The sequence below is a fragment of the Streptomyces sp. NPDC023838 genome (assembly GCF_040639555.1).
Taxonomy (GTDB): Bacteria; Actinomycetota; Actinomycetes; order Streptomycetales; family Streptomycetaceae; genus Streptomyces.
Window position 1 is genome coordinate 1 of sequence record NZ_JBFAAD010000024.1, and the last position, 14672, is coordinate 14672.

Genomic DNA, 14672 nt, shown 5'->3' on the forward strand with positions numbered 1-14672 from the left:
CTCCGCGTTCAGCAGACGGCGCGAGACCGGCATCATGCGCCTGGTGGGTGCGTCGAGCTTCTACATCCAGGCGCCGTTCATCATGGAGGCCGCCTCCTGGCCAGGACTCGGGGCGACGGGCGGTTCGCGGCGTCGGTGCCGGACGTTCTCGCGCTTGGACTGTTCTGGGTCTAGCTGTCCCGGCGGCGCAGATAGAACATGAAGCCGCCGCCGGCCACGGCGACGAGTGCCAGGCCGATCGCGATCTCGCCCTTGTCGATGCCGTCCGAGGCGCCGCCGAGGCCGCCCCGCACGCCGCGCGACGGCGCGGTGGTGGTGCTGATGGTGGGCCTGGTGGTGGGCCGTGGCGTCGGGAAACCGCCGGCGATCGTGAGATCGGTGGTACCCCGCTCGCCGCCGCACGTGAACGCCACGGTGTAGGTGGCACCGCGCCGGGCGTTGAAGTCGACCTGGGCCGTCGTGGAGCTGTTCGGCGAGATGGTCACCGTGTTGAAGACGCCGGAGGAGGCGGTGGCGGTGGAGGAGCACCCGGTGACGTTCAGCGTGACGCTACCGCCGGGGGCGATGGTGGAGGGGGTCACGCTGAACCCGAACGACGTGAAGTTGCTGCCGTGCGCGCCGCCGCCGTCGGCGGCCAGGGCCGCCGCGGGGGTGGCGAGGGAGAGAGCCGCGGCGCCGAGCAGGGTGGCGGATGCAATGCGTATCGCGCCCATGGACAATCCTCCGGGTCCCCGAGGAGCACTGCGGAACTGTTTTCCACAAAAATCGGGAAATGCACCTCGATGCCCGACACGCTAGGAGTGGGCGGCGCCGACCGCGATCGGTGTCCGGCGAATGGGGCATTCCGTTCCCCCACCCGGCGGACCTGCCGGGGTGTCACCGGTGATTTCGGTCAACTGAACAGTTCGGGGAAGAGGTCGTGGAACGGCGCCGCGGTCGCCGACAGGCCCCGCCCGAGCGGGGCGTCGAAGTCCCAGATCAGGAAGAGCAGGAAGGCGATGAGCACGCTGAACAGCCCGGCGAGCAGCAGCTCGCGCCCGGTGCGGCGGATCTGGAGCGTGAAGATCAGGCCAACGGTCACCACGGCCCCGGTGATCAGCCCGAACCAGACGACCCCCGGCATGGTGGCCCCGGCGCCCTGCCCGCGCGTGGTGCGGGCGTCGTCGACGGCCGCCACCTGGTCGACCAGCGGCTGGTACGCCTGGCCCTCGTGGTCGTTCTTGGGCTGGTAGTCCGTCACGTCCCGGCGCAGCTGGGAGAGCAGGACCGCGCCCTTGTCGCCGAGCTCGCCCTTGACCTCCATGTGGTGCCACTCGGAGCGGACGACGTAGGTGACGTACGAGTCGACGTCGGCGCGGATGCGCTCGCGGACCGGGCCCGGGTAGACCTGGGCGCGCTCGCTCACCTCGTGGAGCGCCTGCGCCTCCTGGCGGACGGTCTCCGAGGCGGCGCCACGGGCCTCCCAGACGCCCGCGATGGCGAGGCCGAGGACGATCGCGTACACCACTCCCATCATCATCGTCATGTACTCCATGACGTCCGGGGTCTGGGAGGGGTCGTCGTCCTCCCCGATGCGGCGGTGGTTGACGACGACGATGGTCAGCACGACCGCGCAGGCGGCGGCCATCGCGATGACGAGGACGATCCAGTCCTTCAAGGGGGAACCTCCGACGGGGGAGAAGCGGAACGGCGCCGCGCGGCACGGACGGGGCGGGCGGGGGCGGACGGCTAGTGCGAGCGGGAGCGGAGCACCGCGACGGCGACCACCGCGGGCGCCGTGATCAGCAGGGTCAGCGTCACCGGGGAGAGCCCCGGCGCGGCCTTCTTCCGAGGCGGCCTGCGGTACGCGGGCAGGGCGACGGGACGCAGCCGCGGCGGCGGAGTGGCCGACGGGCTGGGCGGCGTCGGCGCGGGCGGCGGCGGAGGAGCCGGCTCGGTCGGTGCGGGCGCCACCGGACGCGGCTTCGGGGGCTGCGGCGCAGGCGGGGCCGGCGGCGCGGGCGGGGCCGGTTTCGGCGGGGCGGGCGGCGGCGCCGGCGGGGGCTTGGGCGCCGGGGGCTTGGGCTCGGGCGGTTTGGGTTCCGGCGGCTTCGGCGTGGGTGGCGCAGGCGACGGCGTACAGATGCCGCCCCCGGCGATCGCCACCGCCCAGTCGTCCCCGGCACCGCCCGAGACCGAGGCGTACGCGCAGGCGTCCGCGCGCGCGTACGGCGCGGGGCCGGTCAGCAGCAGGGCGAGAGCGGCGGCCGAGAGCAGCCGTTGGGCCAACTGGGGTACGTGCACGCCGAGGATCATCCGGCCCGGCGGGCCGCTCTGCCATGAGACCGGCGTGGATTCGCCTGATGGGGGGAGGTTGGCCGGGTTTGCGTTTGGAACCGATCGGGGGCGGTTCGGCGGCGGCGGGAAAATTCTTTCGCAGGAGTTGAACGCTCCGGGGGCCGTCACGCGTACCTAGGGCCATGAAAGGCGCACCCAGGCGCCACAAGAAGCAGACAATCAACGGGAGTTGACATGGCAACCTGGCGCAACGCCTCGCTCGCGGTGACGGCGGCGGCAGTACTGGCACTCACGGCGACGGCGTGCGGTCAGGACAAGGGAAGTGCCTCGCCCAAGGGCCAGCCGGTCGGCAACGCCGCCCCGGCGGCCGGCAGCGACACCGGATACGGATACGGGGACGGCGGCTACGGCTCGGCCAACGGCTCGGCCTCCCAGACGGCCGCCAAGTCGGCCGGGCAGCTCGCGGTGTGGGACAGCAAGGAACTCGGCAAGGTGGTGACCGACAGCGCCGGGTTCACGCTCTACCGCTTCGACAAGGACACCGCGAGTCCGCCGAAGTCGAATTGCGACGGCGACTGCGCGAAGCTGTGGCCGGCCGTGCCCGCCGGCAGCGTCACCGCCGCCCCCGGCACCGACGCGAGCCTCATCGGTGAGGTCACCCGCACCGACGGCAGCAAGCAGCTGACGATCGCCGGCTGGCCGATGTACCGGTACACCAAGGACGCCAAGCCCGGCGACGCCACCGGGCAGGGCGTGGGCGGCACCTGGCACGCCTCGGCCCCCGACGGCAAGAAGGCGGTGGCCTCGGCGGACAGCTCCGGAGGCGGGGAGCAGGAGCCGAGCCTGCCGGGCCTGTCGGTCCGAAACGACCCCAAGCTCGGCAAGATCATCGTCGATGCCCGGGGGATGACCGTCTACCGGTTCAAGAAGGACTCCGCCTGGCCCATGAAGTCGGCCTGCACCGGGGACTGCCTCAAGAAGTGGCCGGTGGTCGCGCCGGTCGACAAGAAGGACACCGAGGGCATCATCCAGAAGGGCTTCGTCACCTTCAACCGGCCCGACGGCGTCAAGCAGCAGTCCATCAACTGCTGGCCGGTCTACACCTACTCCGGCGACAGCAAGCCCGGTGACACCAACGGCCAGGGCGTGGGCGGCACTTGGTGGGCCGTGTCGCCCGAGGGAAAGCTGATCGCAACCGCCAAGTAACCCCCCTCCCAAGGCCGTCGGCCCGTCACCGTGTCCCCCGCGCGGTGGCGGGTTCGACGTGCGTTCGGGGAGATGCGGGGCCCGTTCGGGAAGATGTGACCGAACTTGTGTGTGACCAATAACGGATCGGCATTTTCCGTTTTTACTCGCCCTCCTGGCTGACGATCAGTAGCCTCAGCTCGAACACTGACCATGCACATGGCCACCACATCCCCCCGCGGCGAGTCGTTGGAGACATAGATGGAGCGTCCTGCCTGGGCCCCTACGGGCATCGACATCTCGGTGCCGAGTGTGTCCCGCATCTACGACTACTACCTGGGCGGCTCGCACAATTTCGAGGTCGACCGGGAAGCCGCGCGCAAGGCCATGGAGTTCATCCCCGGGCTGCCCAAGGTGATGCAGGCGAACCGGGCGTTCATGCGGCGGGCGGTCCGTTTCGCCCTGGATGAGGGAATCACGCAGTTCCTGGACATCGGCTCGGGCATCCCGACGTTCGGCAACGTCCACGAGGTCGCCCAGAACGCCACCCCCGAGGCCCGGGTCGTCTACGTCGACCACGACCCGGTCGCCGTCGCGCACAGCAGGGCCGTCCTGGAGGGCAACGAGCGGGCGGGCGTGCTCGCCGCCGATCTGCGCAAGCCGCAGGACATCCTCGGCAGCTCCGAGGTGAGCCGGCTGCTCGACCTGGACCGGCCGGTCGCGCTGCTGCTGGTCGCGGTCCTGCACTTCGTGGAGGACGCGGACGACCCGCGCGCCGCCGTCGCCGAGCTGCGCGACGCGCTCGCCCCCGGCAGCCTGCTGATCCTGACCCACGCCGCGTACGAGGGCACCCCGCTGAGCGAGGACCGGGCGGGCGGCGCGGTGGGCGTCTACCGCAACATCCGCAACCCGCTGGTCATGCGGACGAGCGAGGAGATCGCCACCTTCTTCGACGGGTTCGAGATGGTCGCGCCCGGACTGGTGCAGATGCCGATGTGGCGCCCGGAGTCCTCGCCGGAGCAGGAAGACCCCTATGCCTTCTCGGGGTTCGCCGGCGTGGGACGCATAGCGTGAGCACCCCGATCCAGTCGGACGGGCAGCTCCTCGATCCCGACGGCCCGGAGTCCAGGCTCAGACGGTTCGCCACGATCTGGAGCCGGGCGATCTTCCCGGTGACCGCCACGTCGCTGACCCGCCCCGAGTTCGAGCGCCATCTGCTGCCGCTGGCCCGCCGGCTCATCGAGGCGCTGCACCGCCGCCACTTCGACCCGGCGCCCGCGCACGAGATCGGCGCCGGCCTGGTCGGCGTCCACTGCACGGACCCGGACGCGCTCAGCCGTACGCTCGGCGTGGTCGACTCCTATCTCGTCCTGTACTGCGGTACGGGCGGCGAGCTGCGGGCCGAGGAGGCCCGGGCCCGGTGCGCCCGCCTCCAGCACGCGCTGGCCGCCGGGTTCGCCCAGGCGCTGCGCGAACGCACCCTGCGCGAGCAGGAGGCCATCGCCCGCTCCGCGCTCTCCGCGCGCAGCGCCGCCGAGGAGGCCCTGCACACCACCGAGGCCCGGTTCCGGGCGATCTTCGAGGGCGCCGCCGTCGGCATCGGGATCGCCGACCTCGAAGGCCGCGTCCTGGAGGTCAACGAGACCCTCACCCGGATGTTCGGCGGCGTCGAGGGGCAGATCCGCAGCCGCAACGTCAGCGAGTGGGTGCACCCCGAGGACGCGCCGCAGGTCTGGAAGCTCTACGAGGAGCTGGTCCGGGGCGAGCGCGACCACTACCGGGTCGAGAAGCCGTACTACCGCGGTGACGGCACCGTCCTGTGGACCAATCTGACGGTCTCGCTGCTGCGCGACGCCGAGGGCCGCCCGCAGTACCAGCTGGCCCTCCTGGAGGACACCACCGAGCGGCGGCTGCTCAATCTGCGCCTGCGCTACGAGGCCACCCACGACGCCCTGACCGGCCTGCCCAACCGCACCCTGTTCTTCGAGCGGCTCGACAAGGCGCTCGCGGCCGGCGACGGCAGGCGCTTCGGGCTCTGCTACCTCGACCTCGACGGCTTCAAGGCGGTCAACGACAGCCTCGGCCACTCGGCGGGCGACCGGCTCCTGGTGGAGGTCGCCGACCGGCTGCAGAGCTGTGCGACCGGGCCCGGCGAGATGGTGGCGCGGCTCGGCGGCGACGAGTTCGTGGCGCTGACCACCGGCACCGACACCCTGCGCGAGGTCGACGAGCTCGCCTCCCGCATCCTCAACGTGCTCTCCGCCCCGATCCGCCTGGAGGGCCGGGAGCTCACCGTGCGCGGCTCGATCGGCGTGGTCGAGGGCCCGGCGGGCGAGCGGGGCGCGGCGGAGGTGCTGCGCAGCGCCGACATCACGATGTACCGGGCCAAGGCGGCGGGCGGCAACCGCTTCGAGCGGGCCGACCCGGAGGCCGACGCCCGGGCGATCACCCGCCATGGACTCACCAACGCGCTGCCGGCCGCCCTGGAGCGCGGTGAGTTCTTCATCGAGTACCAGCCGCTGGTGCACCTCGTCGACGGCAGTGTGCACGGGGCGGAGGCGCTGGTGCGCTGGTCGCATCCGCAGCACGGCGTGCTCGGCCCTGACCGGTTCATCCCGCTCGCCGAGCACACCGGTCTGATCGTGCCGCTCGGCCGCTGGGTGATGGCCGAGTCCGTACGCCAGGCGAGGTTCTGGCAGGAGCTCCACCCGGGCTCGCGGGCCGGCGGCCCGCTGCGGATCAACGTGAACCTCTCGCCGACGCAGCTGCACCACCCCGGTCTGGTGGCCGACACGGTGGAGGTGCTCGAGCGGTCCGGTCTGGAGCCGGGCGCGCTGTGCCTGGAGGTCACCGAGTCCGCGCTGATCGGCGCCGACGACGACCTCCTCAAGCCGCTGCGCCAGCTCGCGGACATGGGCGTGGACATCGCGCTCGACGACTTCGGCACCGGCTACTCCAACCTGGCGAACCTGCGCCGGCTTCCGGTGAGCGTGCTGAAGCTGGACCGCTCGTTCACCCAGTCCATGCAGCAGCACCCGGCCGATCCGGTCGACATCAAGATCGTCGAGGGGATCGTGTCCCTGGCCCACAGCCTGCAACTGGCCGTGACCGTCGAGGGCGTGGAGACCGGGGCGCAGGCCGAGCAGCTGCGCGAGCTGGGCTGCGACACGGCCCAGGGCTGGTACTACGCCCGCCCGGGCGCCCCGGACCGCATTCACTCACTGGCCCTGACCGACGCCGTCTGACCTGAACCGATGCCGAGGGCCGGGGCCCGGCCCCGGCCGGGCGCGGGTCAGACCCCGACCCGCAGCAGGACCCGCTGCAACTCCCTCGCGGCGCGCGGCGGGTCCACGTCGCTGCGGTGGGCGAGGGCGATCGTGCGGCGCAGGCCCGGGCGGGCCAGCGGGGTCACCCGCAGATCGCGGCCCGCCCGCGCCGCCACCATGCTCGGCACCACCGCGATGCCGAGCCCGGCCCGTACGAAACCGAGCACCGCGTCCATCTCGCCGCCCTCGACCGTGAACACCGGCTCGAAGCCCTCCGCGCGGCAGGCCCCCACGGTGAGCTCGCGCAGGTCGTAGCCGTGCCGGAACATGACGAGCGGCGCGTCGCGCAGATCGCGGACGTGGACCCGCCCGCCGCTGCCGGGCGCGGGTTCGGCGGCGGCCGAGACCACCACCAGATCCTCGTGGAAGAGCTCGACGGTGGTCAGCGCGGGGGAGCCGGGGGGCAGCGGCAGGACCACCAGGGCGAGGTCGAGCGCGCCGCGCGCCAGCTCCCGTACGAGATCGTGCGAGCCGCCCTCCTCGATCAGGAGCTGGATCCCGGGATGGCGGTCGTGGAAGGCGCGCAGCACGTCCGGCAGCAGGCCGGTGCACAGGCTCGGGGTGGCGCCGAGCCGCACCCGGCCGCGCCGCAGCTGCGCCAGCTCCTGCACCTCGATCCGGGCGGTGTCCGCGTCGGCGAGGATGCGGCGGGCCAGTGGCAGCAGTGCCTCGCCCGCGTCGGTCAGCGCGATGTTGCCCCGGGCGCGGCTGAACAGCTCGGCCCCCAGCTCCTTCTCCAGTGCCCTGATCTGCTGGGAGAGCGAGGGCTGCGAGACATGGACCCGCTCGGCGGCGCGGGTGAAGTGGCGGGTCTCCGCGACGGCCACGAAGTACAGGAGCTGCTGGAACTGCATGGTTCATCATAGGCCATGGCTATGGAAATGAGCGTATTCATGTCTTGGACCTCTTGGTTCCCCGGGCCCTAGCGTCTATGGCATGGCTCTGGCAACGCGGACGGACCGAAAACCGTCCTTGACACGCACCGTGTGGGACTCGACCGTCGGCAAGAAGGCCGTCATGGCCGTCAGCGGCCTGATCATGCTGACGTATCTGGCCGTCCACATGTTCGGCAACCTCAAGATCTTCTTCGGAGCGGGCGACTTCAACGGGTACGCGCACTGGCTGCGCACCATCGGCGAGCCGTTCCTGCACCACGAGTGGGCGCTCTGGATCATCCGGGTGGTGCTGGTCGCCGCCGTGGTCGCGCACGCGGTCTCCGCGTACCAGCTGAGCCGCCGCGACATCAAGGCGCGCCCCAGCCAGTACGTGCACCGGCGCCCCCGCGCGAGCTACGCCACCCGCACCATGCGCTGGGGCGGGATCATCCTCGGGCTGTTCATCGTCTGGCACGTCCTCGACCTGACCACCGGCACCGTGCACTCCGGCGGCTTCCAGTCCGGCCACCCGTACCAGAACGTCGTGGACACCTTCTCCACCTGGTACGGCAACACCATCTACATCGTGGCGATGCTCGCCCTCGGCCTCCACGTCCAGCACGGCTTCTGGAGCGCCGCCCAGACCCTCGGCGCCGGCAACGCGGCCCGCGACCGGGTCCTCAAGACCCTGGCCAACGTCCTCGCGCTGGTGCTGACCATCGGATTCATCTCCGTCCCCGTCGCCGTCATGACCGGAGTGGTGAGCTGAATGACCTCATCCAACGACTACACGCGCTACGCGCTCGGCGAGCCGATCGCCGACACCAAGGCGCCCGCCGGACCCGTCGCCGAGCGATGGGACACCCGCCGCTTCGAGGCGAAGCTGGTCAACCCGGCCAACCGCCGCAAGCACACCGTCATCGTCGTCGGCACCGGCCTCGCGGGCGGCTCGGCCGGAGCGACCCTGGCCGAACAGGGCTACCACGTCGTCCAGTTCTGCTTCCAGGACTCACCGCGCCGCGCCCACTCCATCGCCGCCCAGGGCGGCATCAACGCGGCCAAGAACTACCGCAACGACGGCGACTCCATCCACCGCCTCTTCTACGACACCGTCAAAGGCGGCGACTTCCGGGCCCGCGAGTCCAACGTCCACCGCCTGGCGCAGATCTCCGTCGAGATCATCGACCAGTGCGTGGCGCAGGGCGTGCCCTTCGCGCGCGAGTACGGCGGCCTCCTCGACACCCGCTCCTTCGGCGGAGTCCAGGTCTCCCGTACGTTCTACGCACGCGGCCAGACCGGCCAGCAACTGCTGCTGGGCGCCTACCAGGCGCTGTCGCGGCAGATCGCGGCCGGCAACGTCGAACTGCACCCCCGCACCGAGATGCTGGACCTGATCGTGGTGGACGGCCGGGCGCGCGGCATCGTCGCCCGCGACCTGGTCACCGGCCGCGTCGACACCTACTTCGCGGACGCGGTGGTGCTCGCCAGCGGCGGCTACGGCAACGTCTTCTACCTCTCCACCAACGCCATGAACTCCAACGCCACCGCCGTGTGGCGGGCCCACCGGCGCGGTGCCTACTTCGCCAACCCGTGCTTCACCCAGATCCACCCCACCTGCATCCCGCGCACCGGCGAGCACCAGTCCAAGCTCACCCTGATGAGCGAGTCACTGCGCAACGACGGCCGGATCTGGGTGCCGAAGGCCAAGGGCGACACCCGCCCGGCGGCCGAGATCCCCGAGGACGAGCGCGACTACTACCTGGAGCGGATCTACCCCTCCTTCGGCAACCTCGTCCCGCGCGACATCGCCTCGCGCGCCGCCAAGAACGTCTGCGACGAGGGGCGCGGGGTGGGCCCCGGCGGCCAGGGCGTCTACCTCGACTTCGCGGACGCCATCGCGCGGATGGGGCGCGACAAGGTCGAGGAGAAGTACGGCAACCTCTTCGAGATGTACGAGCGGATCACCGCCGAGAACCCGTACGAGGTGCCGATGCGGATCTATCCCGCCGTGCACTACACGATGGGCGGGCTGTGGGTCGACTACGACCTCCAGACCACCGTGCCGGGCCTCTTCGCCATCGGGGAGGCCAACTTCTCCGACCACGGCGCCAACCGGCTCGGCGCCTCGGCCCTGATGCAGGGCCTGGCGGACGGCTACTTCGTGCTCCCCTCCACGATCAACGACTACCTGGCGCGCAACCCGCACCAGGAACCGGTCACCGCCGACCACCCGGCGGTCGCCGAAGCCGTCGCGGAGACCGAGGACCGGCTCAACCTGCTGCTCGCGGTCGACGGCGACCGCACCCCCGACTCCTTCCACCGCGAGCTCGGTGAACTGATGTGGGAGTACTGCGGAATGGCCCGCACCGAGGAGGGGCTGCGCAAGGCGCTGGAGCGGATCCCGGAGATCCGCGAGGAGTTCTGGCGCCGCATCAAGGTCCCGGGCACCGGCGAGGAGTTCAACCAGTCGCTGGAGAAGGCCAACCGCATCGTCGACTACCTGGAGCTCGCCGAGCTCATGTGCCTCGACGCGCTGCACCGCGCCGAGTCCTGCGGCGGCCACTTCCGCGAGGAGTCCCAGACCCCGGACGGCGAGGCCGCCCGGCGCGACGAGGAGTTCTCGTACGCCGCCGCCTGGGAGTTCACGCGGACCGGCGCCGCCCCCGTCCTGCACAAGGAAGACCTCGTCTTCGAGTACGTCCACCCCACCCAGCGGAGCTACGCATGAAGCTCACCCTGCGCGTCTGGCGGCAGAAGAACGCCGACGCCGACGGAGCGATGTCCACGTACGAAGTGAACGGCATCTCGGCCGACATGTCCTTCCTGGAGATGCTCGACACGCTCAACGAGGAGCTCATCCTCAACGGAGAGGACCCGGTCGCCTTCGACCACGACTGCCGCGAGGGCATCTGCGGCGCGTGCAGCCTGGTGATCAACGGCGACGCGCACGGGCCGGAGCGCACCACCACCTGCCAGCTGCACATGCGGGCGTTCCGGGACGGCGACACCATCGACGTCGAGCCGTGGCGGGCGGCCGCCTTCCCGGTCGTCAAGGACCTGGTGGTGGACCGCTCGGCCTTCGACCGGATCATCCAGGCGGGCGGCTACATCAGCGCCCCGACAGGGGCCGCGCCCGAGGCGCACGCGACACCGGTGCCCAAGCCGGACGCCGACTTCGCCTTCGAGCACGCCGAGTGCATCGGCTGCGGCGCGTGCGTGGCGGCCTGCCCCAACGGCTCGGCCATGCTCTTCACCTCCGCCAAGGTCAACCACCTCAACGTCCTGCCGCAGGGCGCGCCCGAACGCGAGACCCGGGTGCTCGACATGGTCGGCCAGATGGACGCGGAGGGCTTCGGCGGCTGCACCCTCACCGGAGAGTGCGCCACCGCCTGCCCCAAGGGCATCCCGCTGCCGTCGATCGCGGCGATGAACAAGGAGTGGCTGCGGGCGACCAGGAAGGCGCGGAAGGTCGGCCGCTGAGCGGTACGACAACCAGCCGCTGAAGGTCGGCGGGTCGATGGCGGCGGAGACGGGCCCTGCGGCGTTGTGGTCGCCGGGGGCGAGGGCGCTCGCGGCGGTCGTGGCGCCGAGAGTGCGGTCGGGCGTCAGCCGTCGAGCGCCTTCGCCAGATACGGGGCCGTGCGCCCGACACCCTCCGACGCGACCTCGCGCGGTGGGCCCGCCGCCACGATCCTGCCGCCCTCGTCGCCGCCGCCCGGCCCGAGGTCGACCACCCAGTCGGCCCCCGCCACCACGCTCATGTCGTGCTCGACGACCACCACCGAGTGGCCCGCGTCGACCAGGCCGTGCAACTGGCGCAGCAGCACCTCGACATCGGCCGGGTGCAGCCCGGTCGTGGGCTCGTCCAGCAGGTACAGGGTGTGCTCGCGCCGTACCCTCTGGAGCTCGGTCGCCAGCTTGATGCGCTGGGCCTCGCCGCCCGAGAGCTCGGTGGCTGGCTGGCCCAGGCGCAGATAGCCCAGGCCCACGTCGAGCAGCGCGGTCAGGCTGCGTGCGGCGGCCGGGGTGTCGGCGAAGAACTCCGCGGCCGCCTCCACCGTCAGATCGACCACCTCGGCGATGGTGCGGCCCCGGTGGGTGACCTCCAGTGTCTCGGGGTTGTACCGAGCGCCGTGGCAGTCCGGGCAGGGCGCGTACGTACTCGGCAGGAACAGCAACTCCACCGAGACGAAGCCCTCGCCCTGGCAGGTCTCGCAGCGCCCGCCCGGGACGTTGAAGGAGAACCGCCCCGCCTTGTAGCCGCGTGCCCGCGCCTCCTCGGTGGCGGTGAAGAGCTTGCGTACGACGTCGAAGAGGCCGGTATACGTGGCGAGGTTGGACCGGGGCGTGCGGCCGATCGGCCTCTGATCGACCGTCACCAGCCGCCCGACACCCGGAAGTTCCTCCGTGACCTCGCCCACCAGCGTGGACTTCCCGGAGCCCGAGACACCGGTCACCGCGGTGAAGACGCCCAGCGGCAGCTCGGCCGTCAGCCCCCGCAGATTGTGCCGGGTCACCGGGCCCACCTTCAGCCACCCGGACGGCTCGCGCACCTCGCGTACGGCCGCGGGAGCCGTGTCGAAAAGGAAGCGGCGGGTCTGCGACTCGGCCACCTCCGCCAGCGCGTGCGGCGGCCCGCTGTGCAGCACCTGCCCGCCGTGCACCCCGGCGTGCGGACCCACGTCCACCAGCCAGTCGGCGTGCCGCACCACGTCGAGGTGGTGCTCGACGACGAACACCGAGTTCCCGGCCGCCTTCAGCCGGTCCAGGACCGTGAGCAGGGCCTCCGTGTCGGCCGGGTGCAGCCCCGCCGACGGCTCGTCCAGGACGTACACCACCCCGAAGAGCCCCGACCGCAGCTGGGTCGCCAGCCGCAGCCGCTGCAGCTCCCCGGCGGAGAGGGTGGGGGCGGTCCGGTCCAGGCTGAGATAGCCGAGGCCGAGCTCGGTGACGGGGTCGATCCGGCTCAGCAGGTCGGCCGTCAGGACCTCGGCCGTGGGGCCGGCGTCGCCCGAACGCAGCACGTCGGCAAGGGAGTTGAGGGGGAGCGCGGCCAGCTCCGCGATGGTGCGGCCCGCGAAAGTGACCGCCAGTGCCTCGGGTCGCAGCCGGCTGCCGCCGCAGACCGGGCAGTCGGCGCTGGTCAGGAACCGCTCGGCCTTCGTCCGCAGCGTGGGGCTCTTGCTCTCGGCGAAGGTCTTCATCACATAGCGGTGGGCGCTCATGTACGTGCCCTGGTACGGACGTTGGATGCGGCCCGCCTCGCGCACCGGGTGCACGGTGACCACCGGCTGCTCGTCCGTGAACAGGATCCACTCGCGGTCCGCCGGGTCGAGCTCGCGCCAGGGCCGGCCGACGTCGTACCCGAGTGTGTCGAGCACATCGCGCAGGTTCTTGCCCTGCCAGGCGCCCGGCCAGGCCGCGATGGCGCCGTCGCGGATGGACAGCGAAGGGTCGGGGACGAGCAGCTCCTCGCTGGTGCGGTGGACGCGGCCCAGGCCGTGGCACTCGGGGCAGGCGCCGGCGGCCGTGTTCGGCGAGAAGGCGTCCGAGTCCAGACGCGCGGCGCCCGGAGGGTAGGTGCCCGCGCGGGAGAAGAGCATCCGCAGCGAGTTGGAGAGCGTGGTGACCGTGCCGACCGAGGAGCGCGAGGTCGGGGACGAGCGCCGCTGCTCCAGCGAGACGGCCGGCGGCAGCCCCGAGATCTCCGCGACCTTGGGCGCGCCCACCTGGTGGATCAGCCGCCGCGCGTACGGAGCCACCGACTCGAAGTAGCGCCGCTGGGCCTCCGCGTAGATCGTCCCGAAGGCGAGCGAGGACTTTCCCGACCCGGAGACACCGGTGAAGACCGCGAGCGCGTCCCGGGGGATGTCCACGTCGACGCCGCGCAGATTGTGCTCGCGCGCCCCTCGCACGCGTACGTACGGGTCGTGGGCGCGGTCGGTCTCGCTGGGTCCGGCGGGGCTTCGCATACCGGAAATTCTAGGCGGGCTCGCTGGTCAGGCCCGCGAGCCGGGCGAGGCGCCGGTAGGAGTCCAGCATCGCGCCCCGGTCGTATGTACTGGTCGTGACCAGGTACTCGTCCGCCGCGCTGCGCGAGAGCAGCTTCTCCAGGGCGTCCGCGACCTCGTCCTCGGTGCCGTGGATCTGGCCGCGCAGCGCCTCCTCGTACAACCCGCGCTCCCGGTCGGTCATCGCCAACGCCAGGATCTCCTCGGCCGGGGAGAGCGGCGGGAACTCGCCCCGGGTGCGCGAGTGCGCCGTCGACCAGGCCTCGGGCAGCAGGATGCGGCGCGCCTCCTCGGTGGTCCCGGCCAGGGCGACCGTGCCGGAGACCACCACGTACGGGCGGTCGTTCAGCGCGGACGGGCGGAACGCGTCGCGGTAGTCGTCGATGGCGCGCAGCATCGCGTCCTCGCCGCGCACATTGGCGATGACCAGGGCGAGACCGGCCTCGGCGGCGAGCCGGGCGCCCTGCCCGGTGGCGAGGACGAACGCGGGCACCCGCAGCCCCTCGGCGGGGCGGGCGTGCACCTGCGGATGGACCCGCTGCGTACCGTCGAAGTAGCCGAGCAGCTCGGTGAGCTGGGCCGCGAAGTCGTCGGCGTCCTCCTTGCCGCGCCCGAGCGCCCTGCGGATGCCGTCCGTGAACCCGACCGAGCGGCCCAGGCCCATGTCGATGCGGCCGGGGAAGAGGGACTCCAACACCCCGAACTGCTCGGCCACCACGAGCGGTTGGTGGTTGGGGAGCATCACCCCGCCCGTGCCGACCCGGATCGTCGAGGTCGCGGCGGCGACGGCCGCGGCGAGCACGGTCGGCGCGGAGCCCGCGACGCCGGGCACGCTGTGGTGCTCCGAGACCCAGAAGCGGTGGTAGCCGAGCCGCTCGGCCTCCTGCGCGAACGCCACGGTGTCCCGCAGTGCCCGCGGGCCGTCGTGTCCCGCGCGGATGCGGGAGCGGTCCAGGACGGAGAAGCGCGTGGAAGCGATCACTGAGCTCACACACCGT

12 protein-coding genes and 1 pseudogene are annotated in these 14672 nt (G+C 71.8%); 7 read left to right on the forward strand and 6 right to left on the reverse strand.

Annotated elements, in window-relative coordinates; genetic code table 11:
* Positions 1-94 (forward strand): annotated as a pseudogene (locus tag AB0G17_RS25610) (ABC transporter permease); the annotation flags it as partial.
* 76 nt (positions 95-170) lie between these two features.
* On the opposite strand, the gene AB0G17_RS25615 reads toward AB0G17_RS25610, so the two are convergent.
* The 3 genes from AB0G17_RS25615 to AB0G17_RS25625 form a co-directional block, all read right to left on the reverse strand.
* Complete coding sequence (locus AB0G17_RS25615; RefSeq protein ID WP_361387251.1) at positions 171-713, reverse strand: hypothetical protein; 543 nt, start codon at positions 711-713, stop codon at positions 171-173.
* 179 nt (positions 714-892) lie between these two features.
* Positions 893-1657: a hypothetical protein gene (locus AB0G17_RS25620; RefSeq protein WP_361387254.1), complete on the reverse strand. Its 765-nt coding sequence runs from the start codon at positions 1655-1657 to the stop codon at positions 893-895.
* A 71-nt stretch (positions 1658-1728) separates the two neighbouring features.
* Positions 1729-2283: a hypothetical protein gene (locus AB0G17_RS25625; RefSeq protein WP_361387257.1), complete on the reverse strand. Its 555-nt coding sequence runs from the start codon at positions 2281-2283 to the stop codon at positions 1729-1731.
* 228 nt (positions 2284-2511) lie between these two features.
* Between AB0G17_RS25625 and AB0G17_RS25630 the strand changes: the two genes are divergently transcribed.
* The 3 genes from AB0G17_RS25630 (at position 2512) to AB0G17_RS25640 (ending at position 6707) form a co-directional block, all read left to right on the forward strand.
* Positions 2512-3483 carry an SCO0930 family lipoprotein gene (locus AB0G17_RS25630; RefSeq protein WP_361387260.1) on the forward strand — a complete coding sequence of 324 codons (972 nt, stop codon included), beginning with the start codon at positions 2512-2514 and terminating at the stop codon, positions 3481-3483.
* A gap of 240 nt (positions 3484-3723) precedes the next feature.
* The gene (locus AB0G17_RS25635; RefSeq protein ID WP_361387263.1) at positions 3724-4536 is read left to right on the forward strand and encodes an SAM-dependent methyltransferase; all 813 of its coding nucleotides are present in this window, start codon (positions 3724-3726) and stop codon (positions 4534-4536) included.
* Positions 4533-6707 (forward strand): EAL domain-containing protein, encoded by a 2175-nt coding sequence (locus AB0G17_RS25640; protein ID WP_361387266.1) that lies wholly within the window; start codon positions 4533-4535, stop codon positions 6705-6707. Before AB0G17_RS25635 ends, AB0G17_RS25640 begins: the two co-directional genes overlap by 4 nt.
* Before the next feature lie 47 nt (positions 6708-6754).
* On the opposite strand, the gene AB0G17_RS25645 is transcribed toward AB0G17_RS25640, so the two are convergent.
* Positions 6755-7642, reverse strand: a complete 888-nt coding sequence (locus tag AB0G17_RS25645) for a LysR substrate-binding domain-containing protein (protein ID WP_361387269.1) — start codon at positions 7640-7642, stop codon at positions 6755-6757.
* Positions 7643-7724: 82 nt separating this feature from the next.
* Here AB0G17_RS25645 and AB0G17_RS25650 point away from each other — a divergent pair, with 82 nt between their 5' ends.
* The 3 genes from AB0G17_RS25650 to AB0G17_RS25660 are packed head-to-tail and all read left to right on the forward strand — an operon-like array spanning position 7725 to position 11143.
* A complete protein-coding gene (locus AB0G17_RS25650; RefSeq protein ID WP_361387272.1) occupies positions 7725-8432 on the forward strand; it encodes a succinate dehydrogenase in 708 nt (235 codons plus the stop codon).
* Complete coding sequence (locus AB0G17_RS25655) at positions 8433-10391, forward strand: fumarate reductase/succinate dehydrogenase flavoprotein subunit (protein WP_361387275.1); 1959 nt, start codon at positions 8433-8435, stop codon at positions 10389-10391.
* On the forward strand, positions 10388-11143 hold the full coding sequence (locus AB0G17_RS25660; protein ID WP_361387278.1) for a succinate dehydrogenase/fumarate reductase iron-sulfur subunit: 756 nt from the start codon (positions 10388-10390) through the stop codon (positions 11141-11143). Before AB0G17_RS25655 ends, AB0G17_RS25660 begins: the two co-directional genes overlap by 4 nt.
* Positions 11144-11268: 125 nt before the next feature.
* Here the strand turns inward: AB0G17_RS25660 and AB0G17_RS25665 are convergent, their stop codons facing one another.
* Complete coding sequence (locus AB0G17_RS25665) at positions 11269-13635, reverse strand: excinuclease ABC subunit UvrA (RefSeq protein ID WP_361387281.1); 2367 nt, start codon at positions 13633-13635, stop codon at positions 11269-11271.
* A gap of 10 nt (positions 13636-13645) precedes the next feature.
* Positions 13646-14665 (reverse strand): LLM class flavin-dependent oxidoreductase, encoded by a 1020-nt coding sequence (locus AB0G17_RS25670; RefSeq protein WP_361387284.1) that lies wholly within the window; start codon positions 14663-14665, stop codon positions 13646-13648.
* Positions 14666-14672 lie beyond the last annotated feature (7 nt).

Bases quoted from the DNA above. Each gene is read 5' to 3' on its own strand.
- AB0G17_RS25615 (WP_361387251.1), bottom strand. From the start codon at position 713: ATGGGCGCGATACGCATTGCATCCGCCACCCTGCTCGGCGCCGCGGCT.
- AB0G17_RS25630 (WP_361387260.1), top strand. From the start codon at position 2,512: ATGGCAACCTGGCGCAACGCCTCGCTCGCGGTGACGGCGGCGGCAGTA.
- AB0G17_RS25635 (WP_361387263.1), top strand. From the start codon at position 3,724: ATGGAGCGTCCTGCCTGGGCCCCTACGGGCATCGACATCTCGGTGCCG.
- AB0G17_RS25645 (WP_361387269.1), bottom strand. From the start codon at position 7,642: ATGCAGTTCCAGCAGCTCCTGTACTTCGTGGCCGTCGCGGAGACCCGC.
- AB0G17_RS25650 (WP_361387272.1), top strand. From the start codon at position 7,725: ATGGCTCTGGCAACGCGGACGGACCGAAAACCGTCCTTGACACGCACC.
- AB0G17_RS25655 (WP_361387275.1), top strand. From the start codon at position 8,433: ATGACCTCATCCAACGACTACACGCGCTACGCGCTCGGCGAGCCGATC.
- AB0G17_RS25660 (WP_361387278.1), top strand. From the start codon at position 10,388: ATGAAGCTCACCCTGCGCGTCTGGCGGCAGAAGAACGCCGACGCCGAC.
- AB0G17_RS25665 (WP_361387281.1), bottom strand. From the start codon at position 13,635: ATGCGAAGCCCCGCCGGACCCAGCGAGACCGACCGCGCCCACGACCCG.